General features: G+C 68.9%; 23 protein-coding genes. 15 read left to right on the top strand and 8 right to left on the bottom strand.

The annotated features are described in order from the left end of the window. The first annotated feature begins 29 nt into the window (after positions 1-29). A complete protein-coding gene (locus VHC63_07875) occupies positions 30-2,957 on the top strand; it encodes a hypothetical protein (GenBank protein HVV36510.1) in 2,928 nt (975 codons plus the stop codon). Here VHC63_07875 and VHC63_07870 read toward each other — a convergent pair. After that, the gene (locus tag VHC63_07870) at positions 2,907-3,788 is read right to left on the bottom strand and encodes a DUF929 family protein (GenBank protein HVV36509.1); all 882 of its coding nucleotides are present in this window, start codon (positions 3,786-3,788) and stop codon (positions 2,907-2,909) included. The two genes, VHC63_07875 and VHC63_07870, sit on opposite strands and share 51 nt — an antisense overlap. Then, positions 3,781-4,317, bottom strand: a complete 537-nt coding sequence (locus VHC63_07865) for a disulfide bond formation protein B (GenBank protein HVV36508.1) — start codon at positions 4,315-4,317, stop codon at positions 3,781-3,783. The genes VHC63_07870 and VHC63_07865 overlap by 8 nt, the downstream gene beginning before the upstream one ends. An 86-nt stretch (positions 4,318-4,403) precedes the next feature. Here VHC63_07865 and VHC63_07860 point away from each other — a divergent pair, with 86 nt between their 5' ends. Then, positions 4,404-5,117, top strand: coding sequence for a molybdopterin-dependent oxidoreductase (locus VHC63_07860; GenBank protein ID HVV36507.1), 714 nt, complete (start codon positions 4,404-4,406; stop codon positions 5,115-5,117). Further along, entirely contained in the window at positions 5,114-5,713 is a 600-nt protein-coding gene (locus tag VHC63_07855; protein HVV36506.1) for a cytochrome b/b6 domain-containing protein, read from the top strand. The genes VHC63_07860 and VHC63_07855 overlap by 4 nt, the downstream gene beginning before the upstream one ends. A gap of 9 nt (positions 5,714-5,722) precedes the next feature. On the opposite strand, the gene VHC63_07850 is transcribed toward VHC63_07855, so the two are convergent. Then, a complete protein-coding gene (locus tag VHC63_07850; protein HVV36505.1) occupies positions 5,723-7,642 on the bottom strand; it encodes a hypothetical protein in 1,920 nt (639 codons plus the stop codon). On the opposite strand from VHC63_07850, the gene VHC63_07845 reads away from it, so the two are divergent. The 4 genes from VHC63_07845 to VHC63_07830 all read left to right on the top strand — a co-directional run bounded on the left by VHC63_07845 (position 7,629) and on the right by VHC63_07830 (position 10,824). Then, positions 7,629-8,378 carry a hypothetical protein gene (locus VHC63_07845; protein HVV36504.1) on the top strand — a complete coding sequence of 250 codons (750 nt, stop codon included), beginning with the start codon at positions 7,629-7,631 and terminating at the stop codon, positions 8,376-8,378. The genes VHC63_07850 and VHC63_07845 overlap by 14 nt on opposite strands. A 9-nt stretch (positions 8,379-8,387) precedes the next feature. Beyond that, positions 8,388-9,134 carry a hypothetical protein gene (locus VHC63_07840; protein ID HVV36503.1) on the top strand — a complete coding sequence of 249 codons (747 nt, stop codon included), beginning with the start codon at positions 8,388-8,390 and terminating at the stop codon, positions 9,132-9,134. Beyond that, on the top strand, positions 9,121-9,606 hold the full coding sequence (locus VHC63_07835) for a formaldehyde-activating enzyme (GenBank protein ID HVV36502.1): 486 nt from the start codon (positions 9,121-9,123) through the stop codon (positions 9,604-9,606). Before VHC63_07840 ends, VHC63_07835 begins: the two co-directional genes overlap by 14 nt. A gap of 153 nt (positions 9,607-9,759) precedes the next feature. Beyond that, positions 9,760-10,824, top strand: coding sequence for a response regulator (locus VHC63_07830; GenBank protein HVV36501.1), 1,065 nt, complete (start codon positions 9,760-9,762; stop codon positions 10,822-10,824). On the opposite strand, the gene VHC63_07825 is transcribed toward VHC63_07830, so the two are convergent. Then, complete coding sequence (locus tag VHC63_07825) at positions 10,821-11,183, bottom strand: DUF2237 domain-containing protein (protein ID HVV36500.1); 363 nt, start codon at positions 11,181-11,183, stop codon at positions 10,821-10,823. The two genes, VHC63_07830 and VHC63_07825, sit on opposite strands and share 4 nt — an antisense overlap. A gap of 40 nt (positions 11,184-11,223) precedes the next feature. Here VHC63_07825 and VHC63_07820 point away from each other — a divergent pair, with 40 nt between their 5' ends. Further along, entirely contained in the window at positions 11,224-12,003 is a 780-nt protein-coding gene (locus tag VHC63_07820) for an LppX_LprAFG lipoprotein (protein ID HVV36499.1), read from the top strand. 119 nt (positions 12,004-12,122) lie between these two features. Here the strand turns inward: VHC63_07820 and msrA are convergent, their stop codons facing one another. Beyond that, positions 12,123-12,794 carry a peptide-methionine (S)-S-oxide reductase MsrA gene (gene msrA, locus VHC63_07815; protein ID HVV36498.1) on the bottom strand — a complete coding sequence of 224 codons (672 nt, stop codon included), beginning with the start codon at positions 12,792-12,794 and terminating at the stop codon, positions 12,123-12,125. On the opposite strand from msrA, the gene VHC63_07810 reads away from it, so the two are divergent. Both VHC63_07810 and typA read left to right on the top strand, forming a co-directional pair. Further along, positions 12,793-13,764, top strand: a complete 972-nt coding sequence (locus VHC63_07810; protein ID HVV36497.1) for a cysteine synthase family protein — start codon at positions 12,793-12,795, stop codon at positions 13,762-13,764. The two genes, msrA and VHC63_07810, sit on opposite strands and share 2 nt — an antisense overlap. A gap of 472 nt (positions 13,765-14,236) precedes the next feature. Continuing rightward, positions 14,237-16,081 (top strand): translational GTPase TypA, encoded by a 1,845-nt coding sequence (gene typA / locus VHC63_07805; protein HVV36496.1) that lies wholly within the window; start codon positions 14,237-14,239, stop codon positions 16,079-16,081. Positions 16,082-16,085: 4 nt separating this feature from the next. On the opposite strand, the gene VHC63_07800 is transcribed toward typA, so the two are convergent. Both VHC63_07800 and VHC63_07795 read right to left on the bottom strand, forming a co-directional pair. Then, positions 16,086-16,586: a DUF664 domain-containing protein gene (locus VHC63_07800; protein HVV36495.1), complete on the bottom strand. Its 501-nt coding sequence runs from the start codon at positions 16,584-16,586 to the stop codon at positions 16,086-16,088. 10 nt (positions 16,587-16,596) lie between these two features. After that, a complete protein-coding gene (locus tag VHC63_07795) occupies positions 16,597-17,217 on the bottom strand; it encodes a hypothetical protein (protein ID HVV36494.1) in 621 nt (206 codons plus the stop codon). Positions 17,218-17,335: 118 nt separating this feature from the next. Between VHC63_07795 and VHC63_07790 the strand changes: the two genes are divergently transcribed. Next, on the top strand, positions 17,336-18,196 hold the full coding sequence (locus VHC63_07790) for a thioesterase family protein (GenBank protein HVV36493.1): 861 nt from the start codon (positions 17,336-17,338) through the stop codon (positions 18,194-18,196). Here VHC63_07790 and VHC63_07785 read toward each other — a convergent pair. Next, on the bottom strand, positions 18,173-18,763 hold the full coding sequence (locus VHC63_07785; protein ID HVV36492.1) for a histidine phosphatase family protein: 591 nt from the start codon (positions 18,761-18,763) through the stop codon (positions 18,173-18,175). The genes VHC63_07790 and VHC63_07785 overlap by 24 nt on opposite strands. Before the next feature lie 20 nt (positions 18,764-18,783). Between VHC63_07785 and rhaD the strand changes: the two genes are divergently transcribed. From rhaD to VHC63_07765, 4 genes are all read left to right on the top strand, one after another. Next, positions 18,784-20,718, top strand: coding sequence for a bifunctional rhamnulose-1-phosphate aldolase/short-chain dehydrogenase (gene rhaD, locus VHC63_07780; GenBank protein HVV36491.1), 1,935 nt, complete (start codon positions 18,784-18,786; stop codon positions 20,716-20,718). 13 nt (positions 20,719-20,731) lie between these two features. Beyond that, the gene (locus VHC63_07775; protein HVV36490.1) at positions 20,732-22,015 is read left to right on the top strand and encodes a hypothetical protein; all 1,284 of its coding nucleotides are present in this window, start codon (positions 20,732-20,734) and stop codon (positions 22,013-22,015) included. 4 nt (positions 22,016-22,019) lie between these two features. Then, complete coding sequence (locus VHC63_07770) at positions 22,020-23,306, top strand: FGGY-family carbohydrate kinase (protein ID HVV36489.1); 1,287 nt, start codon at positions 22,020-22,022, stop codon at positions 23,304-23,306. Positions 23,307-23,402: 96 nt separating this feature from the next. Continuing rightward, complete coding sequence (locus tag VHC63_07765) at positions 23,403-24,491, top strand: acyltransferase (protein HVV36488.1); 1,089 nt, start codon at positions 23,403-23,405, stop codon at positions 24,489-24,491. Positions 24,492-24,509: the final 18 nt, after the last annotated feature.

Below are 24,509 nucleotides of genomic sequence, written 5' to 3'. Positions count from 1 at the left end.
GTCGGCGCCTCCGGATACGCTCCCGGCTGGTGGGGACAACGAGCGCGGGACATCGTTGGGCAGCCATCGCTGCGGTACTTGCGCTCGCCCTCGCGATCGCCAGCTTCACCGGGCGTGGCACCGCGCGTGCGGATGAGCCCGAGAGCGACGGCGTGCGCGCGGCGCTTCCCGTCGAGTTCGAGACCAATGCCGAACTGCTACGCCTCAACGCGTTCGCGATCGCTCGTCAGGCCACCGACTCTCCCGTCCAGCTCGGCGAAGCGTTGAAACAGCGTGCGCGGCTCGCGGCCGGGCCGTCGGTGGTCCCTGGCACCAATGGCCATTGGACGCAGTACGGCCATGGTCCGATGATCGGCGACGACCCCGCCTATCCCGCGACGATGGGCGACGGCTACGGGAAGATCGAAGGGCGCATCAACGACCTGACGTGGGTGCCGCAGACGAAGAAGCTGTATGCCGCGGCGGCCCAGGGCGGCCTCTGGGAGTCCACCGACGTTGGCGAGCATTGGCGCGCCGTTGGCCGGAAGCTGCCGATCGGTTCGACGGGGGCTGTCGCGTGGAGCCCCGCCGGCGGGGGCACCCTGCTCGTCGCTACGGGCGACATGGCGTTCAGCAACGACTATGCGGGCGTCGGCACGTTTTGGTCCACCGATGACGGCGACTCCTGGCACCAAGCCCTCGGCGCACCGGAAGGCGCGCTGTCTTTCCGCCTCGCGGTCGACCCCACGAATCCGAACGTCGTATACCTCGCGACGGGGGTGGGCCTGTTCCGTTCCACGGACGCAGGACGATCATTCGTCAACGTCGTTTTGCCGACCGGCGCTTGCGCCGGCAACTCACTGAAACCCGACTGTTTCTTCGCCAACGTCGTCACTGACGTTGCCGTGCAGGCGACCGACTCGCTCGGTCATCGCGGTGGTGCAGTGGTTGCCGCAGTCGGTTGGCGCGCCGGTCAACACCTGAACTTCAACGGCAAGCCGCAAGCTCCGGCCAACGGCCTCTACCGATCGCCCACTGGGCTGCCGGGCAGCTTCGTCAAGGTCCCCGACAGCGCGGGCTTCACTCCTACGGTCAAGGCGGGCAGGATCGCGCTAGGGGCGACCACCGGGCCACGGCAGAACTCGCAATACCTCTACGCGGTCGCGCAGGACGCCCAGAGTTTCAGTCGGACGGTCGACGGCGGCGAGGGCGACATTCCGCTGGTCGGCACGCCATCGGTCTTGGACGCCGTCTACGTATCGCCCGACTTCGGCGCGACGTGGACGTTGATGGAACGCCGAGAGGAGTTTTACGACCCGACCAACCTGTCGGCCCTGAGCCAGCTCACCGTGGCCGGCATCGGCCCGGGATATCAGACGTCGTACAACGAGTTCGTACGGCCCGACCCGACGCGACAGTTCGTGGACGGGACGCCCACGCGCGTGATTCTCGGGATGGAAGAGGTGTGGTCGACCGTTCCACCCGCCGTCCCACAGCGCGGCCCCACGCGGTTCCAGGCGATCGGCGCCTATACCGCGAACGGCGGTGCGTGCCTCGCGCTGGCAGCGCAATGCGGAGCCGTCTCGACCATCGCGCCTCACACGACGACACACCCAGACCAGCACGCGATCGCGATGATTCCGAAAAGCGACGGGGGGGTGACCCTCGTGGTCGGCAATGACGGCGGCGCGTACACACAGACGGTCGGTCCCTTGGGCGAGTTCAACCAACTGGGATGGGGCGACGGTGCCAACGCGGGCTTCGACACGCTCGAGGTGTACGGCGCGGCCATGGCCAAGGACGGCACCGTGTTCGGGGGGCTTCAGGACAACGGGGAGCTGAAGATCCTCCCCAACGGCGAAGAGCACACGGTGTACGTGGGCGACGGCATCTTCTCGCTCGTCGACCCGGACAATTCGAAGGTCGCCTACGACGAATTGCCCAACGGCGGCATCAACGTCACCACCGACGGCGGCAAGACGTGGTCATCGATGGATCCAGGAGTGATCGAAGGCGATTTCGTGGCTCCGATGGTGATGGACCCCACGAGCGCGAAACACATCCTCGCCACCGGACGCAACGTGGCGGAGACCACCGCGGGACCAGCGACCGCGTCGGGCGACTGGAAATCCGTGTTCGACCTGGGCACCCATGCGCACCCCGGCGACGCCGCGGCCGTTGCGACCGATGCGGACCCGTCCAACGTCGGGGTCGCCGCCGCGCTCAACGGCGACAACGCGTACGTCGGGTTTTGCGGCGATTGCGACCCCGTCAAGACCAACCGCGTCTTTCACACCGGCTTCGCCACCAACGTCGGCGGGAGCAAGCCGCCCAAGCGCGGTACGGCGGACGGGTGGCACATCGCCGCGGGCAAGGGCCTCCCGAACCGCATCATCACGTCGGTCGCCGTCGACCCCGCCAATCCCCGAGTCGCGTACGTAACTGTCGGCGCCAGCGCGGCGCGGTACTGGGCGCCCCTCGGCTCCCTCGGCGACGACACCAGCACCGTCGGCACGGGCAGCGTCTTCAAGACGACCGACGCCGGCGCAACGTTCACCGATATCTCCGGCGACCTCCCACACGTCCAAGCCACGTGGTCCGTTGTGCACGCCGGCCAGCTGGTCGTCGGGACCGCGATCGGTGTCTTTGCGGCGGCGCGAACCACCGGCGGGCATTACGCGTTGCTCGGTGACGGGCTGCCGCCGGTCGCGGTGTTCAGCCTCCAGCTCAAGCCCGGTGACCCGGACCTGCTGGTGGCTGGCACCTTCGGCCTCGGTGTGTGGACGTACCGATTCCCGCGCGTCGCGCCGCCCGTCGCTGCGCCCGGGGCCGTGATCCCGGTAACTGGTGGTTCGTCGAACCTGCTGCCGGGACTCGTGTTCCTCGCTCTCGCGCTGCTCACGGGGCGCGCCCGGACGAAGTGCGGTTCAGTCGAGGTTCGCGCGAGCGGCGACGACGCCGGCGCTGCTGCACACTGACGCCGGTTGATCGCCCGTCGTGGCGCAGATGGCGGCGCTGAGCCCGTTGGCCGCCGCGAGGACCGAACGGGCGATCTTGCTCGACGGGTCGTGCATCGCCGAGGCGATTTCATCGTGGTTCTTGCCCGCGAACAGGCCGGGGTCGTACATGGCGCCGCTCACGCCGTACTTGCCGCCGATGAAGAGGAAGGGGATCGCGCCCGACGTGTCCGTCAGCGGGGGCGCGTCGTAGGTCTGCACGAGCTGTTCCTGATGGGCGGTCGGCGTCTCGAGCGGCGGGTACGTGCCGCCCGACAACTCGTTGCCGGCGGTCTCGACGGGTTCGAAGACGAGGTAGTCGCTGGTGAAGGTCGAACCGTGAAAGGTGAACGTCGGCGTGCTGGCGAACACGTCGGTGCTGGAAGAGTGCGTCGTACTCAGATGGGCGAACGTGCCGAAGCGCGACAGCGCCGTGATCATCGCCCACCGCTCCGCGGCGCAGTAGGGGCAGTACTCGGCGCCGACGTACAACACGACGGGTTTGCCCTCGCGCGTCTCGGCGGGCGCCGACAGCGCGGAGGGCCAATGCTGGATGTCGCCGGCGCCGACGGCGTCGAAGGCCGAAGTGGGTACCGAGGTGACCTGTCGCACCAGGGCGCTCGGCGCGGGCTGCGCCGCGGGATGCTTCTTGCCGCCCCCGCCGATGGCCACCACGAGCGCGAGGCCGACAACGACACCGAGTCCCGCGACGATCCATGGCATCAACGAGCGGCGCGGCGGTGGCGCGCCGCGGCCACGGGTGGCGCGGCGCTTCGCCAATTCCCGCGCGCGCCGGCTCTGGCGGTCAGTCATGTCCACGCCGGGCGAGGAGCACGAGCGCGATGATCCCGGCGAACGCGGTCATAGCCATGAACGGTAACGACACGAACCCAAACTCCCACACGTAGCGCGCCGTGCACGGCTCGGTCGTGGTGCAAAACGACGATGTGTGGGGGTAGGCCTGCAGTTGTGTGTGGAATACGGCAAATCCCAAGCCGACGAGCGCGGGCGGGAGCACGTAGGTCCATACCCTGTCGTCGCGACGCAATCCCGCGACGAGCAACACCAGACTCAGCGGATAGACGGCGATGCGCTGGTACCAGCAGAGCTTGCAGGGTACGAAGTGCGCGACCTCGGAGTAGTAGAGGCTGCCGAACGTCGTCACTGCGGCCACGATCCACGCGACCCACAACGCCGCCGGCGCGACACCGTCGAGCAGGTCGGCAACGCGAGACGACGGCCGGACGCGCGCGGCGACCCACGCCACGCCGATCACCAGCGTGCCGGCGCCGCACGCCAACGACAACACGGCGAAGAAGCGCGAGAACTCGGAGGTCGTCATCAGTGCCAGCCATTGTCGCCGTCCTGACGTAGGTCGTCGCGCAGCCCCGAAAAGTTCCGGACAACTCGGGTCCGTACACTGGCTGCTTGGCTCGTGCAATCGGCCGCCGCGTCGTGCTGGGTTCGCTCGGTGCGGCCGCGCTCGGCGTGCTCGTGGGCGACCGGGTCCAGCGCTTCCTGCAAGAAGCGCTGTTGCCGGTCACGCTGCACGACCCGACGGGACTCACCGGGCTCTTGCCCGTCGCCGGGCGCTTCCGCATCTATTCGGTGACAGCCAACCTGCCGCACCGCACGACCGCGTCGTATCGGCTGCACGTCGGCGGTCTCGTCGCGCGCCCGCTGACGTTGGATTACGGCGACCTCACGCGCCGCCTGCCGCAGGCGGCGCTGACCCGCGACTTCCAGTGCGTCACAGGATGGCGCGTCGCGGACGTCGATTGGCGCGGCGTCGTACTGGCCGACGTGCTCGACGAAGCGGGCGTGCAACCGGCGGCGACGCGCGTCCGGTTCCACAGCTTCGACGGCACGTACACCGAAAGCCTCAGCCTCGAGCAGGCGCGGCGGCGCGACGTCCTCGTGGCCCACACCATGGAAGGCAAGCCGATCACGCGCGAGCACGGCGGCCCGGTGCGCATGTACGTCGCCCCCATGTACGGCTACAAGTCACTCAAGTGGCTCGATCGGATCGAACTCGTCGACCACCTTCCCGACGACGGTGGCGGCTACTGGGAGACGCGTGGTTACGACCTCGACGGGTGGGTCGGGCGCAGCAACGGCGGTCACGAGGCGCCGACGTCATGACGACACCGACGATGCGGCTCCGCTTCGACGGCGTGACGCGCGCCGTGCACTGGGCGACGGCCGCGCTCGGGTTGATCGCGCTCGTGACCGGCACGATCCTCTACGTACCCGAGCTGTCGGCCACCGTCGGCATGCGAGCAACGCTCAAGGACGTGCACGTGTTCGCCAGCCTGCTGCTGGTGGTGCCGCTCGCCCTCGGCGCGGCGGCGGGTCGTTCGGGGCGCGGCCTGCGCGCCGACCTCGTCGAGCTCAGCCGCTGGAGCACGACCGACTGGCGCTGGCTGCGCCGCCGCACGCGCGGGGTGCCCGCAGGCAAGTTCAACGGTGGGCAGAAGCTCGCCACCGCGTTGTTCGCCGGGCTGTTCACGATGCAGCTACTGACGGGTTTGCTGATGTTCCGGCCGAACGCGTTCCCCGACGCGTGGCGCACCGGCGCCACCTTCGTGCACGACTGGGCCTACATCGGCCTCGCCATCGTGACGGTGGGGCACATCCTCAAGGCGCTCAGCGAAGGGGAACTGCTCCAGAGCATGCTGGGCGGCATGGTTTCGCGGACGTGGGCCGAGCGCGAGCGTCCGACGTGGACCGACCGCTGAACGCGTCGGCTACGACAGGCTGACGTTCGCCCAGCCGACGTCGCTGATCTCGATGCGCCGCCGCTGCAGGCCTGCGGCCTCGGTCCACCACACCAAGTCGAAGGTGTCGTTCGGTCCGACGACGGTGACGGTGTCACCGGCGACGTGGTGGATGCGCAAATCGCCGGCGGTGGCGTAGAGGGCGGGGTCACCGATCACGGCGACGCCGTCGACGATCGGCGCGACGACGCGGTAGTCCCAGTCGAGCGACGGCAGCGACACTTCCCAGCCGCCACCGGCCTCGACCACCTCGCACGTCTGCGTGCGCCAGTCCCACACCAGCGAGCGGGCGTCGATGCCCGGTTCGACGCGACCCGACGCGTCGCCATTGGTGCAGTTCAGCGTCACGACGTAGTGCACCGCGCCGGAATGGGTCGTACCGGTGAGCAACTGCCCGCGCGACGTCGCCCACTTGCGAAAGCCGCGGTCGATGGCGGCGATCGGCGCGTCGGGTTTCACCAGGACGCCGTCGGCGCGTGAGCAGCGGCGCACGATCGCCGGGTCGGCTTCGCCCAAGCGGTCGCCGATGCCGACGGGGCCCGTTGACAGTGCGGACAGCAGCGCCTCGACCTCTGCGTGTTCCGAACGCGTGTGGAACACGTCCTTGTACGGCACCAGGCCGAGCGCGCCGGCGAGCGCGTTGGTGTAGAGGAACCACGCCCACAGGTAGCCGGCGCTGACGAGGTAGCCGTGGTCGCCGCTGGTGCGGATCGAGGTGACGTTGTTGAGCGTGACGGTCTGGCATATGTCGGCCGGAGACGGCATGCACCACTGCAGCGTGATGTTGCGCCGGCCGGCGGCGCGGTCCATGCCCTCTTGCCAGGCGCGGGCGCGGCCAGGTTCCTCACGCAAGCCGCGCACGCCGAGGAACGCCTCGACCAGCCAGTCGTGTTCGAAGGTCTCGACGCCCCACTCGACGCACTGGTCGAGCCAGCGCTCGTAGAGCTCGGGTCCCTTCGGATGCGCCCGGTCGCCGTCGACCCAGCACTCGAACTCGCGCAGGTAGGGCGACTGCGACGACAGGTGCCGGCAGTGCGCCGCCAGCGGCGGATCTCCCAGCGCCGTGCGCAGCGCGGCGATGCCCTCGGGCACCACGTCGTCGCGCGGTTCCCACCGCAGGAGCCCGGTGGGCGGCACAACCCATTCGTCGGTGTTGAACGGCCGCAGTACCTGGTGCGGATACCACCACGAGTCGAGCTGCACCGTCGAGAACGGCACGCCGCGGGCGCGCAAGTCGGCGACGGTGTCGACGAGCGTCTCGGTCGTTGTGCGCCCCGGTTCGGTCTTGTACCAGTAGGCGGCGCCGTTGTCGGTCCAGTACGAGGGGTGCCGGCCGAGATCGTCGTCGTAACGACCGGGTCGCACCGTGCGGTAGCGCTGCTGTACCTCGGCGGCCCATTCGGCGAGCGCGGCGCGCGGCGACGACGCGCTCCACAGCGCCAACTTCGTGCTGAACCCTTCGGGCACGACGTCGAGGTCGCCGTGCCAGCCGACACGGACGCGACCGTCGACCGCGCCCACCTGTTCGTGGAAGCCGCTGAGCGGCGCCAGCAACAGCGTGCGGTCGTCGGGTGCGATCAGCATCATCGGCAGCACCAGCGAGGGTCGCGCCGGGAAGAAGAACCAACCCTGCAACGACCCGTCGGCGATTGTCGGCATGCCGAATTCGGTGTACTGGTAACCGAAGCCGACCGAGCCGTCGGGCGCGGCGGGCGTGAACGTCCAGTAGTTCGACGGATCGGAGAAGTCGCCCGTCGCCACACCGGTCAGGTCGCGTGTCGCTCGCAGCGTGAGGACCGTCAGGCGGTCATCATGGACGTCGATCGACGCGTCGACGCCGCCGGTCACCTCCGCCCGAATGTCACCCAGCCACGCCGTGAACGACTCCACCTCCCGATCTAAGCAGGCACGCGTACCCGCCCGGGCGGCACTGGCCGGCAACCCGTCGGACATGCACGGCGGCGCGGTGCTGGCGGTGCCCGTGCAGGCGTTCGCCGCGACGGTCACCGTGGGCGGCGACGGAGCCTCACTGCCGCTGCTCGACGCGGCCTTGGCGCGCGTGGGCGTGGACGCGCCTGCGCGATGGGAGACCGACATTCCCCGCGGCGTCGGTCTCGCCGGTTCGAGCGCGCTCGTCATCGCCGCGTTGCGCGCCAGCGGGCGTGCGCCCGAAGACCCTCTGGCGCTGGCGCACCTGGCCTTGGCCGTCGAACGCGACGACCTCGGTATCCCCGCAGGGCTGCAGGATCGCGCCGTGCAAGCCTACGAACAGCCGGTGTTGGTGGACGGCGACACCGTGCGGGTGCTGACACCGGCGCGCGATCTGCATTTCGTGGTCGCCTGGGATCCGGCCGCTGCCGCCGACTCTGGTGAGTACCACCGGGCGCGGCGCCCGTCGCCCGCCGGCATGGCGCGGCTCGCACGCATCGCCCGCGCCGCGGCCGATGCGTTCAGCGCCGGCGACGCCGATGCGCTCGCGGACCTCATGGACGCGTCGGCGCGCCTGCGTGACGAAGTGGCGCCGCTGCCCGCGGCGCACAACGCGCTGGCGCAGCGTTTGCGCGCCCGCGGGCTGCGTCCGAACTCGACCGGTTCGGGCGGCGCGGTCATCGCGGTCATCGCGTAGCGTCGCGCCGTGCTCGAGGACTACCGCGCCCAGCTGCGCGCTCGCGGCGTGTGCGTCATTCCCGGCTTTGTGCCCGCCGACGAGATCACGGCGATGGTGGACGAGTGCGACGCGCTGGCCGCCGACGCCTACCACCAGGACGTGCAGGGCACGCCCTACCTCGAGTTGCCGTCCGACGGGTGGCCGGCCGATCACCCGCGGACGACCTGGACGCGATCAGCGGTGCACACGCTGGGCTATGACCAGTTCCCCGCGACCTCGCGCATCCGCCGCCTCTACGAGGACGACGCCTTCCTCGCGTTCCTGAGCGACGTGCTCGAACGCCGTCCGCTGTACCGCTACGCCGATCCGATCGGGGCCCTCAACGTTGCGGTGATGACCGCCGGCGACGTGCTCGGCTGGCACTACGACCAGACCGACTTCGTGGTGTCGCTCGCTATTCAGTCGAGCGAGCGCGGCGGCGACTTCGAAAACGTGGCCCATCTGCGCGGCGCCGAAGGTGACGAGAATTACGCGACCGTCGCCGCGATATTGGCCGGCGACGCGCGCGAGCGCGTCGTCGTCGAGCCGATGACGCCGGGCACGCTCATGATCTTCGAAGGGCGCCGCTCGCTGCACCGCGTCACCCCCGTCGAAGGCGACCGGCCGCGCTACGTGGCGCTGTTCGGCTACGACACCCAGCCCGACACCATGTCGTCGGACTTGCTCAAGCAGATCCGCTACGGACGCACGGAGCCGTTGCATGCAGCTGGGTGAGTCCTTCGTCGGCGACGGTGTCCACGCGGCGCACGTCAACACCATGGTCGGGTCGCGCGAGGGCCCGGTCGGTCACGCGTGGGCGACGGCACTCGCCACGCCGAGCCTGCGGCACGCGCCGTTCGTCGTAGTGATGCAGCCAGGGCTCCCGGTCAAGCCCTACACGCTGTTCGTGAACAAGGCGCCGATCGAGTCCGACGAGCACGGCGAACTCACGTGGGGCGCGGCGCAAGCCGGTGTCGCCGGTGGCGTGGCGCGCGCGCTGCGCGACGGCGTCGTCGAGTTGAACAACGTGCTCATCGCCGCGGTGTGGGTCAATCCCAAGGCGTTGATGGTCAACGACGTGTTCGAGAACAACCGTGAAGCGACGTACAACGCGTTGCTGGTCGGCGCGCGTGACGAACCGACCGAAACCGACGTGCTGGGCGCCATCGACGACGAATGGAACGCCTACTTCCGGCCAAGACGTTGAGATCTCGCCCAACTTCTGCCGAACACCATCAAGCTTTTGCCACCGGTGTCCGATGGAAGGCGCGTGGCGGCGCGGGTGTTGGTTGTTGACGCAGGTGAACGACAGCTGGAGGCCTTGCGGGGCACCTTTAGTCCCGATGCGTGTTCGTGGGACGTGCACTTTGTAGAGACGTGTGCCGTCGCCCTCGAACTGATGGCGGCGAGCCCGGCTGACGTCATCGTCGCCGAGGACGACCAATTGCTCACCGAGGTGCGGCGGCGCTATCCGGACACGGCGCGGCTGGTGCTGTCGAGCAAGGCCGACGCCACGGCGTTCACCAGCGCCGTTGGGTTGGCGCACCAGTTCATGCGCAAACCCTGCGCCGGGCGCGAGTTGCAAGACGCCATCGAGCGCGCCCTGCGCCTGCGCGACCAGTTCGACGACGGCGACATCCTCCGGGGCGACGTGTCGCAGCTGGCGGTCTTGCCGTCGCCGTCGCCGGTGTTCCGCGATCTCGTGGCGCTGATCGACTCGTCCGCCGCCGACGCGCGTGCGGTCGCCGCGATCCTCGAGCGCGACGTGGGTCTGGCGGCGAAGGTTCTCCAGATCGTGAACTCGTCGTTCTTCGCACCACGGTCGCGTGTGACGTCGCTCGACGTGGCCGTTGTGCGTCTGGGTCTGCGCGTGCTGCGCTCGCTGATTCTCGTCGAAGAGGTGCAGCGCGAATTCTCGGCGACGCCGGCGGTGCACGCGTGGATCGAGAAGCTCAACGGCCACGGCTACGAGGCTGGCCGCTTGGCGCGGAACCTGGCGACGGGCGCCGAGCGCGACGACGCCTTCTGTGCCGGGTTGCTGCACGAGTGCGGTCAGCTGGTGTTCGCCCGCAGCCGCCCCGGCGTGTTCGCCGCTCACCTGGAATTGCGCAACGAGCGGTGCGCCTCGCTGTCGGAGGTCGAGCTCGAGACGTTCGGCTTCACTCACGCGCAGGCGGGCGGCTATCTGCTCAGCCTGTGGGGCTTCCCGCCCGAAGTCGTCGATGCCGTCGCCCATCACGACGAGATGCCCCACGCGACCGCCGCGCGCGACCTGCGCTGGATCACGCAGGTGGCGAACAAGGCCGCCGACTTCACGTATCAGCCGCTGTGCGGCCCGCCGGTGCCGACGGTGACGGAGGAGTGGTTCGCGGAGATGGGCGTCGGCGACGCCGTCGCCGAGTGGGCGGTGTCCGAAGCCAGCTAAGCGTCGAGGGCGTGGGCGCGTAGGCCGTCGAGGTCGACCCACTCCGCGGTGGTGGCGTGCGTGCCGGCGAGGAAAACCGGGGGAGCGAAGCCAGCCTCATAGGCCTGCTGCCAGCGGGACGCGCACAGGCACCAGCGGTCGCCCGGCTGCACGCCGGGGAAGTGGTATTCCGGAATCGGCGTCGACAAGTCGTTGCCGACGGACTTCGAGAAGTCCAGGAACTCGGCGGTCGCCTGAATGCACACGGTGTGCAAGCCGACGTCTTCGGCGCCCGTGTCGCAGCAGCCGTTGCGGTAGAAGCCGGTCAGCGGGTCGTACGAGCATGGTTCGAGCTCGGTGCCGAGCACGTTCTTCGCCATGACGCCATCCTCGCAGACGGGCGACCGTTACCCTCACGCCATGTTCCGCCGCCGCGTCCTCGTGTCCGTCGCGCTCGCCGCCGCTCTCGCGGCCAGCGCCGGTGCTTGTTCGAAGGGTGACGCCGTCTCGGTGAGCAAGGATCCCGCCGCGGCGCTGGCGGCCGCGGCGACGCGCACCGCCGAGGGCAACAGCGTCAAGCTCGACCTCAGCGCCAAGACGGCCAGCCTCACCGTGGCGACGGGCAACGGCGCCTACGACTTCGACAAGAAGACCGGGCGCTTCACGCTCGCCGGCGCGCTGTTGTCGAACTTCGACCTGATCTTCACGCCGGACAAGGTGTACATCAAGACGCCGCAGGGTCCGAAGAAGTGGGCGGCGCTCACCGACGCCGAGTTGGCCAACTCGGGATCGACGAGTTTCCTGGCGTCGATCCGTTCGCAACTCGACCCGCGCGAGACGCTGCGCAACCTCGGCAGCGGCACGAAGAACGCCAAGGTCGTCGGCAAGGAGAAGGTACGCGGCACCGACACCACCCACGTGCACGCCGACGTCGACCTGAGCGACGCGGCGATTGCCAAGGCGCCGGTCGATGCGCAGGACAGCCTGCGCCAGGCGCGCCAGTCACTCGGCGCTGACAGCTATCCGATTGACGTGTGGCTCGACGGCGACGGGCGCGTGCGCCGGCTCAGCTACAGCCTCACCGTGGGCGAAGGCACGCAGCGGGCGACGACCACGGTCCAGTTGGAGTTCTACGACTTCGGCAAGGACCCCGGCATCGTGATCCCGCCGGCGAGCGACGTGAAAGAAGGCGTCGGCTAACCGAGGTCGACGCTTTGCTGTGCATTTAGAGACGTGCTTGGTCCGGTCCCGGCGGCCGTCACGTCCTCAAGTGCACACGAAACGCGACGTCCGAGCAACGGGCGCGAAGGCCGCCATCGTCAGTCGAGATTGAACGGCTTGGCGTCGGCGATGCCAGTGGGGCAGGTGACGCCGGTTCCGCCGAGGCCGCAGTAGCCGTTGGGGTTTTTCTGGAGGTACTGCTGGTGGTAGTCCTCGGCGTAATAGAACGGCCCGGCGGCGGTGATCTCGGTGGTGATCTCGCCGTGGCCCGCCGCGCTCAGCGCTTCCTGGAACATGGCGCGTGACGCTTCGGCGGTCGCCTTCTGCTCGTCGCTCGTGTACCAGATGCCGGAGCGGTACTGGGTGCCGACGTCGTTGCCCTGGCGCATGCCCTGGGTCGGGTCGTGCGACTCCCAGAAGACGCGCAGGACGTGTTCGAAGTCGATCTGCTTGGGATCGAACACGACGAGGACGACTTCGGCGTGGCCGGTGCGTCCGGAGCAAACCTCTTCGTAGGTCGGGTTCGGCGTGTAGCCACCGGAGTAGCCGACGGCGGTCGTCCACACGCCGTCGGTCTGCCAGAACTTGCGCTCAGCGCCCCAGAAGCAGCCGAGGCCGACGATGGTGGTCTCGAGGCCGTCGGGGAACGGTGCTGTCATCGGATGATGCGTGACGATGTTCTCGGGCGCCACGATCATCTGCTTGTCGGTACGGCCAGGCAGCGCCTTGTCGGGAGCAACCATGGCGCTCTTGTGTCCGAAGAGGCTCATGCCCTTCAGTCTCGCGCCGACGCCGGGGCGTTACGGCACGACGCGTCATGCTTGGGTCGTGAACCTCGCTCCGCTGGCGCGCATCGCGGCCACCGTCACCCCGACGGTGGCGCTCGTCGACGACGCGAGCGGATGCACCATCTACGCCAAGCTCGAATACGAGATGCCGAGCGGGTCGACGAAGGACCGCATCGCGGCGCGCATCTTGCAGGTCGCCGATCTGCACGCGGGCTCGACCGTGGTCGAGGCGTCGAGCGGATCGACGTCGATCGCGTTCGCCATGGCGTGCGCGTCGATCGGCGTGCCGTTCGTGGCCGTGATGCCCGAAGGCGTGAGCAACGAGCGACTCCTCATCATCCGCCGCTACGGCGCCGAGGTGATCCTGACGCCGCATGCTGATGGCATGGCGGGGGCGATCGCCTGCACTGAGGACATGGCGGCACGCGATCCGAACGTGTTCCTGCCGCGCCAGTTCGCCAACGTCGAGAACGCCCGCGCCCATCAGTTGCGGACGGGTCCGGAAATGATCAGCCAGGTCGGTACGCGCATTGACGGTTTCGTCGCCGCGGTCGGTACTGCCGGCACGCTGATGGGCGTCGGCGCGGCGCTGCGGGCGACGATGGGTGACGACGTCGTGCTGGCGCGCGTGCGCGTCGCCGGGGCGGAGGCCGATGCCGAACAGGGTGGGCCCTGCTCCGACATCCCCGGCGTCGTCGACTGCATGTCGGCCATCCTCGACGGCGACGCCATCGGTCTCGCCGACGACATCGCCGTCACCCACGACGAAGCCGTCGTCGCCACCCGCGCCCTCATCCGCCAAGGTTTCCCCTGCGGCCTCAGCAGCGGCCTCAACTACGTAGGCGCACAGGCATTGGCGAGCCAGCTCGGGCCCGGCCACACGATCGCCACCGTCTTCTGCGACCGCATGGAGCGCTACTTCAGCACCGACCTCTTCGCAGACCTGCGCTAAGCAGCCGCAGGCACGCAAGACGTAACGCCGCAGGGCCGACTTGTTCGGCCCGGAGGCACCGAGACGCAACCGAACGCGAAAAGCGGCCCCACCGACGTCGCCGGACCGAAGCCCGGCGGCCCCGGGGGACCGCTCACGCGATGAGCACCTCGTCCGGCGTCCGCACCGAAGTGCGATCACCGGACCCGGACGCTTCCGGTTTGGCCGAGGCCGCCCCTTCCACACCCGCTTGGTAACCCATCTCCAGTGCTCGGGCTCCGTGTCCCGGGGTTTCCGAGTGGTGTTGCCACCGTCTCGTTCCCCCCTGGCTCGGTTTCCCGTGCACCGGGTATGGAGACATCAAACTCCCGTGCCCCTGTGGGGAACAAGAAGGAAAACATGTGTTTTTCGCGGGGATTTACGGGCGTTTCGTTGGGGATCGTGCAGTGGATATGTGGATCGCCCTGTGCACAAGCCACACTGTCGGCTCCTTATGACAGTCCGCTCTGACCTCCGAAACGTCGCGATCGTCGCCCACGTCGACCACGGCAAGACCACGCTCGTCGACGCGATGCTCTGGCAGAGCGGCGCCTTCCGGGCCAACCAGGACGTCAACGAGCGGGTCATGGACTCGATGGACCTCGAGCGCGAGAAGGGCATCACGATCCTCGCCAAGAACACGTCGGTCCTGCACGACGGCCTGCGCATCAACATCGTCGACACCCCGGGGCACGCCGACTTCGGCGGCGAGGTCGAGCGGGCCCTCAACATGGTCGACGGGGTCATGCTGTTGGTCGACGCCTCCGAAGGTCCGCTGCCCCAGACGCGCTTCGTGCTGCGCAAGGCGCTCGAGCTCGAGCTGCCCGTCATGCTCGTCATCAACAAGGTCGACCGGCCCGACAGCCGAGTGAAGGAAGTCATCGACGAGGTCTACGGGCTGTTCCTGGACCTCGACGCCACCGAGGAGCAGATCGAGTTCCCGATCATCTTCTGCGTCGCCAAGAACGGTCAGGCGACCACTGACCTCGACGCCGTGCTGCGCGGCGAGTTCGGCACCGACCTCGAACCGCTGTTCCAGATGCTGCGCGAGCACGTGCCCGGGCCCGAATACGAGGAGGACCATCCGCTCCAGGCGCTGGTCACCAACCTCGACTCGTCGCCCTACCTCGGGCGGTTGGCGCTGTGCCGCGTGCGCCACGGCGTGCTGCGGCGCGGCCAGATGGTGGCGTGGTGCAAGGTCGACGGCACGATCGAGAAGGTGAAGGTCACCGAGCTGTTCGTGACCGAGGCGCTCGAACGCGTCTCGGCCGAGGAGGCGGGCCCGGGACAGATCGCGGCGATCGCCGGCCTCGCCGAGGTCACCATCGGCGAGACGCTGGCCGACCCCGACGACCCGCACCCGCTGCCGGTCATCACCGTCGACGAGCCGAGCCTGTCGATGACCATTGGCGTCAACACGTCGCCGATCTCGGGCAAGGAGGGCACCAAGCTCACCGCCCGGCTGATCAAGAGCCGCCTCGACGCCGAGTTGATCGGCAACGTGTCGATCCGCGTCCTCACCACCGACCGGCCCGACATGTGGGAAGTGCAGGGCCGCGGCGAGCTGCAGCTGGCCGTCCTCGTCGAGATCCTGCGGCGCGAGGGCTTCGAGCTCACCGTCGGCAAGCCGCAGGTGCTCACCCGGGAGATCGACGGCAAGACGCACGAGCCCGTCGAGCGCGTCGCCATCGACGTGCCCGAGGACTACCTCGGCGTCGTGACCCAACTCGTGGCGTTGCGCAAGGGGCGCATGGAGTCGATGGTCAACCACGGCTCGGGTTGGGTGCGCATGGAGTTCATCGTGCCGGCGCGCGGTCTCATCGGTTTCCGCACGGAGTTCCTCACCGAGACGCGGGGGACGGGCCAGCTGCACCACGTGTTCGAAGGCTTCGAGCCGTGGTTCGGCGAGATCAAGACGCGACCCAACGGCTCGCTCGTCGCCGACCGTCTCGGTCCGACGACGACCTTCGCCCTCATCAACCTGCAAGAGCGCGGCCAGCTCTTCGTCGGGCCCGGCGTCGAGGTCTACGAAGGCATGGTGGTCGGCGTCAACGCTCGCAGCGAGGACATGGACGTCAACATCACCAAGGAAAAGAAGCTCAACAACATTCGCTCGTCGACTGCCGAAGAAACGGTGAAGCTCGTGCCGCCGGTGACGATGCAGCTCGAGCAGTCGCTCGAGTTCATCCGCGAAGACGAGTGCATCGAGGTCACGCCGAAGTCGGTGCGCATCCGCAAGGTGGTGCTCGACGCCACCGAGCGCGGCCGCGCCGCCAAGCGCGCCAAGACGAACGCGTAGCGGGCTACAGAAGCCCGCGCACGTACGCGGCCTGGCCCGCGTGCTGAAGGCTGTCGTCGGCCACGCTGACGAGTCGCACGCCGAGGGTGACGGGCGGATTCCATCGCGTGTCGACCACGCGGTCGAGGTCGGCGTCGGTGAGCGTCGCGATGAACTCCCGCGTACGGGCGAACACCGCGTCGAAGTACGCGACCACAACGGCGGCGTTCGACGGCCGCACCGCGGCCACGTCGTCGGCGTCGTGGCCGTAGCCGGTGTTGTGCGGGTCCGACGTCAACCCGAAGCGCGGGCCCCAGTCGTCGGTCACCCAGATCTGGGGCTGGTCGACCAGCTCGGCGACGTGATGGTCCTGCACGCGGGTGAGGTGCCACACGAGCCAGCCGACGGTGTTGGCGCCGTCGGCTGGCGGAGTGCACATTTCGTCGGCGCCGAGTCCGTCGACGGCGTGGCGCACGAGGTCGGGGAGCCGGCCGTACAGCTCGTCGAGTAATTCGCGGGAGTTCACGGCGGTAGTCCTACCGCTCCGTGACGCTCGCCAACACGACGGGCTCGGTGTCGCGCTCCCACTTGGCCGTCAACGCGATCGGCGGGCGCTGGCCCGCCGTCGGGCGTCGGTAGACGGTCAGCTCGAAGCGGTCGTTGCGCAACACCGACGCCGTGGATTCGTCGGAGACCAACTCGAACCCGTCGACGGCCACGCGTGCTCCGGTCCAGCCGCCGCCGCGAATGCGCACGTTGCTCGGCGCGATGTACCACCGGCCCTCGACCTCGACCATGCCCAGCGCCTCGCCCTGGCCCGTCATGGTCACGCCCGCCAGCATGAGCACGTAGCGCGGGTCGCGCAGGCCGTCGTAGACGAAGCGGGTGCCGAGCGCCGAGTGCTCCATCTTCGTGATGAGCGCCGCCGAGTCGTCGAGGGGCGCGTCGCGATAGGTGAGCGGCACCTGGAACAGTGCGCCGCCGGCCGCGACCAGGTGCGTCTCCATGCCGACGCGGCCCTCGGGATCGTCGAAGCGGAACGAACCGATGACGTCGATGGCGTCTCCCGCGGGTGGTCCCCACGGCTGGCCCGGCATCCAGTCGGCCATGAGTTCGGCCTTGGTAGGCGAGATCGTTGCGCGGTGGAAAAGAGCCATGCCCGAAGATAGAGCCCGCGGGGTTGGGGTCCCCGCCGGAACCGTGAGCGGAGCCCTCGGGCGGAGCGAACCGAAAATGCCGCATGGGACGGGGCGTCGCTGTGCGACGATCCGTCCCATGGGTGAGCTGGGGAGTGACACCGCCGTTGCGTTGGTCGAGCCTGGGTTGTACAGGGGCCGCCTGCAACGAGCGTGGGAAATCTGGGGACCGAACGGCGGCTACATCGCGTCAGTGGCGTTGCGGGCGGCGGCGGAACACGCCGAGTTGCTGCGCCCGGCGAGCTTCAGCTGCCAGTACCTGGCCGTCGGCGCGTTCGACGACGTCGACGCGCGCGTCGTCACCACGCGGCGCACCAAACGCGCCGAGGCGGTGACGGTCGAGCTGCACCAGGGCGAGCGGCTGCTGCTGACGGCCCAGGCGTGGTTCATCGACGACAACCACGAGGGGCTCGAGCACGACTTCGCCCGCATGCCCGACGTGGCGCACTGGAGCGAGCTGCCGACGGTCAGCGACCATCTCGATCGCATGGGCGTGGCCGAGGAGGAGCGCCAGCGCGGCTTCACGTTCTGGGGCAACTTCGAGGAGCGCCCGACGGTGTGGCACGACAACTGGGAAGACCGTCCCGCGGGCGACCCGGTGTTCACCAACTGGGTGCGTTACAACCCGACGCCCGACACGAAGGACGTGGCCGTCGACGCGGCACGCCTCATCGTGCTGGCCGACACGGTGAGCTGGCCGTCGGCCACGCGCGCCTACTCGGGTCCGCTGCCGTGGATGGCGCCGTCGCTCGACCTGAACGTGCAGTTCCACCGGTTCGAGCCCGAGGCGGAGTGGCTGCTGATGGCCGGCCGCGCCGACGTGTCGACGCAGGGTTTGTTCGCCTTCCGCGGCGAGGTGTGGAGCGAGAACCGCACGCTGCTCGCGTCGTCGTCGGGCCAGTGCTTCTACCGGGCGCTAGATCCCGCGCAGGTGCGCTAACTCGTTGAGCGATCCGACGCCGCGCATGCCGCGGGCGTTGGCCAGGACACGGTTGACCGACGTGTAGCCCGGGCCGAAGAAGATCACGCGGTTCAGTTCGAGGATGTGGGCGATGTAGGCGTTTATGACGCCGGCGTGGCACACCACCGCGACCGTCTGGCCCGGATGGCGTTCGATGATGCGGTCCATGGCCGCGACGATCTTGCCCATGAACTCGTCGGGCTTCGGCCCACCGATGGCGGTGTAGTCGCCGCTCACGATGGCTTGGAACTCGGCGCTGTTGCGGTCGATCTCCTCGAAGGGGATGTAGCTCGAGGCGTCGCGGTCGAATTCCGCCACGTCGGGTTCGGTCACGATCTCGAGGCCGTGCGCCGCGGCGATGGGTTGGGCCGTCTGCTGGGCCCGCAGCAGGTGGCTGGCGTAGAGCCCGTGGATTTCCTCGTGTTTGAGCCACTCGCCGAGCCGCGCTGCCTGCCGCAGTCCTTCCTCTGACAGCGCCGGATCGGCGCGCCCCTCGGCCAGCTCGACGCGTTGCGGCAGGGCGTGACGAATGAGCAGGAGGTTCACGCGACCCATACTTGTCGGTGATGGCTGCCATTGACGACCTGCTGGCGCGGTCGCACGCCTTGGGCGCCGACAAGCGCGTCACCAATTACGGCGGCGGCAACACGTCGTGCAAGACCACGCTCGACGACCCGCTCACCGGTGACGCCATCGACGTCATGCACGTCAAGGGATCGGGCGGCGACCTCGGCACGCTGCACGCCGACGGGCTGGCCACCCTGCGGTTGCGCGAGCTGCGCGGCCTGAAGGCGCGCTACCGCGGCGTCGAGCACGAGGACGAGATGGTCGGACTCGTCGAGTTGTGCTGCGTGAGCGCCGGAGCCGCGCCGTCGATCGACACGGCCATGCACGGCTTGCTCGACGCGGCGCACGTCGACCATCTCCACCCCGATGCTGTCATCGCGTTCGCCGCCGCTGCCGACGGCGAAGCGCTGACGAAGGAGTGCTTCGGCGACACGGTCGCTTGGGTGCCGTGGCGACGGCCCGGATTCGAACTGGCGCTCGAGATCGACGCGTTGCAACGCGCCCAGCCGAACCTGCGCGGCGTCGTGCTCGGCGGCCACGGCCTCACGACCTGGGCGGCGACGTCGGAGGAGTGCGAGCGCACATCGTTCGAGGTCATCGCGCAAGCCGAGGCGTTCATCGCGGCGCGCGGCAAGCCCGAACCGTTCGGACCGATCGTCGAGCGTCCCGCAGCGCCGGCAGCGACGGACCTCGCGCCGGTCATTCGCGGTCTGGCGTCGCGTGACCGTTGGATGGTCGGGCACTTCGACAACAGCGACGTCGTGCTCGACTTCTTGTCGCGTGAAGCCGCGCCGCGATTGGTGGCGCTCGGCACGTCGTGTCCCGATCACTTCATCCGTACGAAGGTGCGACCGCTCCTCATCGAGGACACAGCGCGCATCGCGGAGGCATTCGAAAGCTATCGATCCGAGTACGCCGCCTATTACGCCCGTCACGCCACGGCGACCACGCCGCCGATGCGCGGCGCCGACCCCACCGTCGTGCTCGTGCCCGGCGTCGGCATGTTCTCCTTCGGCGCAACGCCCGCCGAGGCGCGCATCACCGGCGAGTTCTATGTCAACGCCATCAACGTCATGCGCGGTGCTGAAGCGTTGTCGAGCTACGCGCCGGTGCCCGAAGACGAGAAGTTCCGCGTCGAGTACTGGGCGCTCGAAGAGGCCAAGATCCAGCGCCGGCCCAAGCCCAAGGCGCTGACGGGTCGCGTCGCGCTCGTTACCGGCGCGGCGTCGGGCATCGGCAAAGCCATCGCCGAACGTTTGGCCGACGAGGGCGCCGCGGTGATCGTGAGTGACATCGCGGATGGCGCCGACGTGCGCATGGACGTGAGCGACGCAGCGTCGATCGCCGCGGGTTTCGACGCCGCGGTGTTGCAGCACGGCGGCGTCGACATCGTCGTCAACAACGCAGGTCTGTCGGTGTCGAAGCCGCTGGCCGACACCACAGAGCGCGACTGGGACGTGCAGCACGACGTGATGGCGCGCGGCTCGTTCCTCGTCAGCCAGGCGGCGGCTCGCGTGATGGAAGCCCAAGGCGTCGGCGGCGACATCGTCTACGTCGTGTCGAAGAACGCCGTGTTCGCCGGCCCGAACAATGTCGCGTACTCGTCCGCCAAGGCGAGTCAGGCGCACCAGGTGCGCCTGCTCGCCGCCGAGTTGGGCGAGCACCGCATTCGGGTGAACGGCGTCAACCCCGACGGTGTGGTGCAGGGCTCGGGCATCTTCGCCGGAGGTTGGGGAGCAGAACGGGCCAAGGTGTACGGCGTCGCCGAGGAGGATCTCGGTCAGTTCTACGCGTCGCGCACGCTGCTGAAGCAGGAGGTGCTCCCAGCGCACGTCGCCGCCGCGGTCTTCGCGCTCGTCGGTGGCGACCTGCCCCTCACCACGGGCACACTGGTACCAGTCGACGGGGGAGTCCCGCAGGCCTTCCTTCGTTAGGAGGAACCATCCGATGATCACCCCGGAGTTCGTCGCCGAGCACAACGAGCAATACGAGGACGCATTGCGCCGCGACGTCGCTCACGCGCACGACGTGCTCGAGGCGGGCGGGATCGACGCCGGCGCAGTGGTGGCCGAGGTCGCCCGCTTCTCCGTGGCCGCGCCGTCGTGGGCCGTCGGCACGGGCGGCACGCGTTTCGGTCGCTTCCCGATCGGCGGCGAGCCCCGCAACACCTACGAGAAAGTCGAGGACGTCGCGGCGCTCAACGCCCTCACCGGGGCAAACCGCACCATCAGCCTTCACGTGCCATGGGACAACCCGGAGGACCCTGAGGACCTCCGTTGGTTCGCGCAGGGCCGGGGTATCGCCTTCGACGCCATGAACTCGAACACGTTCCAGGACAACGCCGCGACAACGCAGGGCGGCACCATCTCCTACAAGTTCGGCAGCCTGGCCAACGTCGACGAGGGGGCCCGCAAGGCGGCCATCGAACACAACCTCGAAGTCATCGAGCTCGGCGTGAAACTCGGATCGAAGGCACTCACGGTGTGGCTGGCCGACGGCATGAACCACCCGGGGCAGGCGAGTTTCCGCGGGCAATTCGAGCGCGTCGCCGACGGGCTCGCTGCCATCCACCGGGAGCTCCCCGAGGACTGGCTGATGTTCACCGAGCACAAACCCTTCGAGCCGGCGTTCTACTCGTCGGTCAACAACGACTGGGGGTCGTCGCTGCTGCTGGCGCTGGCGACGGGGGAGCGGTGCAAGTGCCTCGTCGACCTCGGTCACCACCTGCCCAACACGAATATCGAGCAGGTCGTGTCGCGCCTCGCCATGACGAATCGCCTCGGCGGCTTCCACTTCAACGATTCGAAGTACGGCGACGACGACCTCACCGTCGGCTCTATCAAGCCGTTCCAGCTGTTCCTCATCTTTCTCGAACTGCTCGACGTCGGCGGCGGCACGATGCCCGACTTGGCGTACATGATCGACGAGAGCCACAACCTCAAGGATCCGATCGAGGACTTGATCCAGGCGACCGATGCGATCCAGCACGCCCTGGCGCTGGCGCTGTGCGTCAACCGTCAGCAGTTGGCCGACGCGCAGGGCGACAACGATCCGGCGCGGGCCGCCGAGGTACTGCACCGCGCGTTCCGTACCGACGTGCGGCCGCTGGTGGCACAGGCACGACGACACAACGGCGCCGCCGTCGAGCCGTTCCTCGCGTACCGCGCATCGGGGTATCGCGCCCAGAAGGTGCAAGAGCGTGGGGCGGAGTCAGTAGCGACGGGACTGTAAGGCCGTGCGCGTTGCCGCCGTCGATCTCGGCGCCACGAGCGCACGCATCGCCATCGTCGACAGCGGCGACCCGGACCGCGTCGACGTCGTCCACCGTTACGCGCACCAGCCCGTCACCCACGACGACGGCACGTTGCGCTGGGACTGGAACGCACTCGTGGCCGAAGTGGAGCGCGGTCTTACGCTGGCGCTCGAGGCGGGGCCACTCGACTCGATCGGCGTCGACACCTGGGGCGTCGACTACGGCCTGATCGACGACGCCGGCGCGCTCGTCGCCGCGCCCTTCTGTTATCGCGACCCGCGCACCGACAGCTGGCACAGCGTCGTCGAGCGCCTCGGCGACAAGCTGCTCTACACCGACACCGGCGTGCAGTTGCTGGCGATCAACACGATCTTCCAACTGGCGGTGCACGATCGCGCCGAGCTGGCGCGCGCCGCCCACGTCTTGCTGCTGCCCGAATTGCTCGTGCATCACCTGACGGGGGCGATCACCGCGGAGATCACGAGCGCGGCGACGACCGGTTTGGTGTCGCTGCACACCGGCACATGGGACGAGGAGTTGTTCGAGTTGATCGACGTCCCGATCGGACTCATGCCGGCGATCGCCGCGCCGGGTACGCGTGTCGGTGCGTGGCGCGACGTCCCGGTGCACCTCGTCGGCGGTCACGACACGGCGTCTGCCGTCTTCGCCCGTCCCGGCGGCCGCGCCGAGGACCGGGCGTTCGTGTCGACGGGCTCGTGGGTACTCGTGGGCGTCGAGCGCGACGAGCCCTGTACGACGCGTATGGCCCGCTTGGCGAATTTCTCCAACGAGCGCGGCGTCGACGGCGGGTACCGCTTCCTCAAGAACATCACGGGTTTATGGCTGTTCGAACGCTGCCGCGACCAATGGCCCGACGCCTCGCTCGACCAGCTCGTTGCGGCCGCCGAAGCGGCGCGCGGCGGCGTCGTCGTCAACACCGACGACCCGCGCCTCGCCGGCGTGGCGAACGTGCCCAAGGCGATCGCGGATTTGACTGAGCTCGACGCCGACGATCGCGGCGCCGTGGTGCGTTGCATCTTCGAATCCATCGCCGCTGCCGCCGCCGGCGTGATCGAGCAGATCGGCCACGTCACGGGCACGCCGGTGCGGGCCCTCGACCTCCTCGGCGGCGGTACGCAGATCCCGTTGCTGGTGGCCCTGATCGAACGCGCCACGCAGCTGCCGTGCACCGTCGGTCCGGTCGAGGCCGCCGCGCTCGGCAACGCCCGGGTGCAGCTGCGGGCGCTGGCGCAACAGCGCCCGAACTGATCCTCGCTCTCCGAAACCGCTCTAAACGGACCGTCAAATCTCAACGATGCGCGAAAGTCGCGCGAGTTTCGGCGCGCGGTTCTCGTTGGACGCCCGATGCCATTCACCCTGGGGAGGCGGGCGCCGCTCGACGGAATCCGTGGGCTCGCTGTCGCCGCCGTCGTCGCGCTGCACGCCGGCATCGGCGTCAAGGGCGGCTACCTCGGGGTGCAGATGTTCTTCGTGTTGAGCGGGTTCGTCATTACCGCCGTGCTGCTCGAAGAGGCGCGGGAGACCGGCGGTATCAGCCTGCGGCAGTTCTACCTGCGGCGCGTCCTGCGCCTGCTCCCGGCGCTCGTCGCCGTACTGGCCTTTGTCGCCGCCTACTCGCTGCTCTTTCCGGGGCACGCGCCGCGTCACCAGGTGGCGCGCGCCGAAGCGGGGGCGATGTTCTACGTCGTCAACTGGGTTTACATCCACGTCGGCAGCAAGCCGTACCTGCTGGTGCACACCTGGTCGCTGTCGATCGAGGAGCAGTTCTATTTGCTGTGGCCGCCGATCGTCGTGGCGTTGGCGCTGCGCGGCGGGCGCTACCGCCGGTTGGCGCAGGTCGCGCTCGTTGGCGTGGCCGCGTCGACCGCCGTGCGCTGGGTGTTGATCGCCCACGGCGCCAGGCTCGACCGCATCTACCTCGGAACCGACACCCGCGTCGACGCGCTGCTCATGGGCTGCGCGGTGGCGATTGCGTGTTACGCCGGGTGGATGCCGCGGCGGCGGGCGACGCTGGCCGCCCTGCGCACCGCCAGCTTCGCCGGCGCCGTCGTCGTCGTCGCCGCCTGCTTGTGGTGGGGTCGCCCCGGGGTGCGCGACTACCACGGCCTCGGGCTCTCGTTCATCGCGCTGTGCACGGCGGCGATCGTCGCGGCCGTCGTCGTCATGCCGACGGGCGTGATGCCTCGGGTGCTGGCGTGGTCGCCGCTGACCGAGCTGGGCAAGATCTCCTACGGGTTGTATCTGTGGCACCTGCCGCTGTTCGTGATGTTCCGCAACGCCTTCCCGCACACGACCAACTGGATCGCCGTGCCGCTCATGACCGTCATCGCCCTCGGCGTCTCGCTCGTGAGCTACCACTACATCGAAGCGCCGTTCCTGCGGATGAAGGAGCGGCTGCGTCCGGCTCAGGTTCCGGTCACCGCCGTCGCCTGAGTTCCTACACTCGCGGGC

The organism is Acidimicrobiales bacterium (assembly GCA_035546775.1).
GTDB lineage: Bacteria > Actinomycetota > Acidimicrobiia > Acidimicrobiales > JACCXE01 > JACCXE01.
This window is presented reverse-complemented; position numbering and strand designations above follow the sequence as displayed.

Coding starts and splice junctions, on each gene's coding strand:
- VHC63_07870 (HVV36509.1), bottom strand. CDS start 3,788: ATGACTGACCGCCAGAGCCGGCGCGCGCGGGAATTGGCGAAGCGCCGC.
- VHC63_07865 (HVV36508.1), bottom strand. CDS start 4,317: ATGACGACCTCCGAGTTCTCGCGCTTCTTCGCCGTGTTGTCGTTGGCG.
- VHC63_07855 (HVV36506.1), top strand. CDS start 5,114: ATGACGACACCGACGATGCGGCTCCGCTTCGACGGCGTGACGCGCGCC.
- VHC63_07835 (HVV36502.1), top strand. CDS start 9,121: ATGCAGCTGGGTGAGTCCTTCGTCGGCGACGGTGTCCACGCGGCGCAC.
- VHC63_07825 (HVV36500.1), bottom strand. CDS start 11,183: ATGGCGAAGAACGTGCTCGGCACCGAGCTCGAACCATGCTCGTACGAC.
- VHC63_07820 (HVV36499.1), top strand. CDS start 11,224: ATGTTCCGCCGCCGCGTCCTCGTGTCCGTCGCGCTCGCCGCCGCTCTC.
- VHC63_07810 (HVV36497.1), top strand. CDS start 12,793: ATGCCCTTCAGTCTCGCGCCGACGCCGGGGCGTTACGGCACGACGCGT.
- msrA (HVV36498.1), bottom strand. CDS start 12,794: ATGAGCCTCTTCGGACACAAGAGCGCCATGGTTGCTCCCGACAAGGCG.
- typA (HVV36496.1), top strand. CDS start 14,237: ATGACAGTCCGCTCTGACCTCCGAAACGTCGCGATCGTCGCCCACGTC.
- VHC63_07795 (HVV36494.1), bottom strand. CDS start 17,217: ATGGCTCTTTTCCACCGCGCAACGATCTCGCCTACCAAGGCCGAACTC.
- VHC63_07790 (HVV36493.1), top strand. CDS start 17,336: ATGGGTGAGCTGGGGAGTGACACCGCCGTTGCGTTGGTCGAGCCTGGG.
- rhaD (HVV36491.1), top strand. CDS start 18,784: ATGGCTGCCATTGACGACCTGCTGGCGCGGTCGCACGCCTTGGGCGCC.
- VHC63_07775 (HVV36490.1), top strand. CDS start 20,732: ATGATCACCCCGGAGTTCGTCGCCGAGCACAACGAGCAATACGAGGAC.
- VHC63_07765 (HVV36488.1), top strand. CDS start 23,403: ATGCCATTCACCCTGGGGAGGCGGGCGCCGCTCGACGGAATCCGTGGG.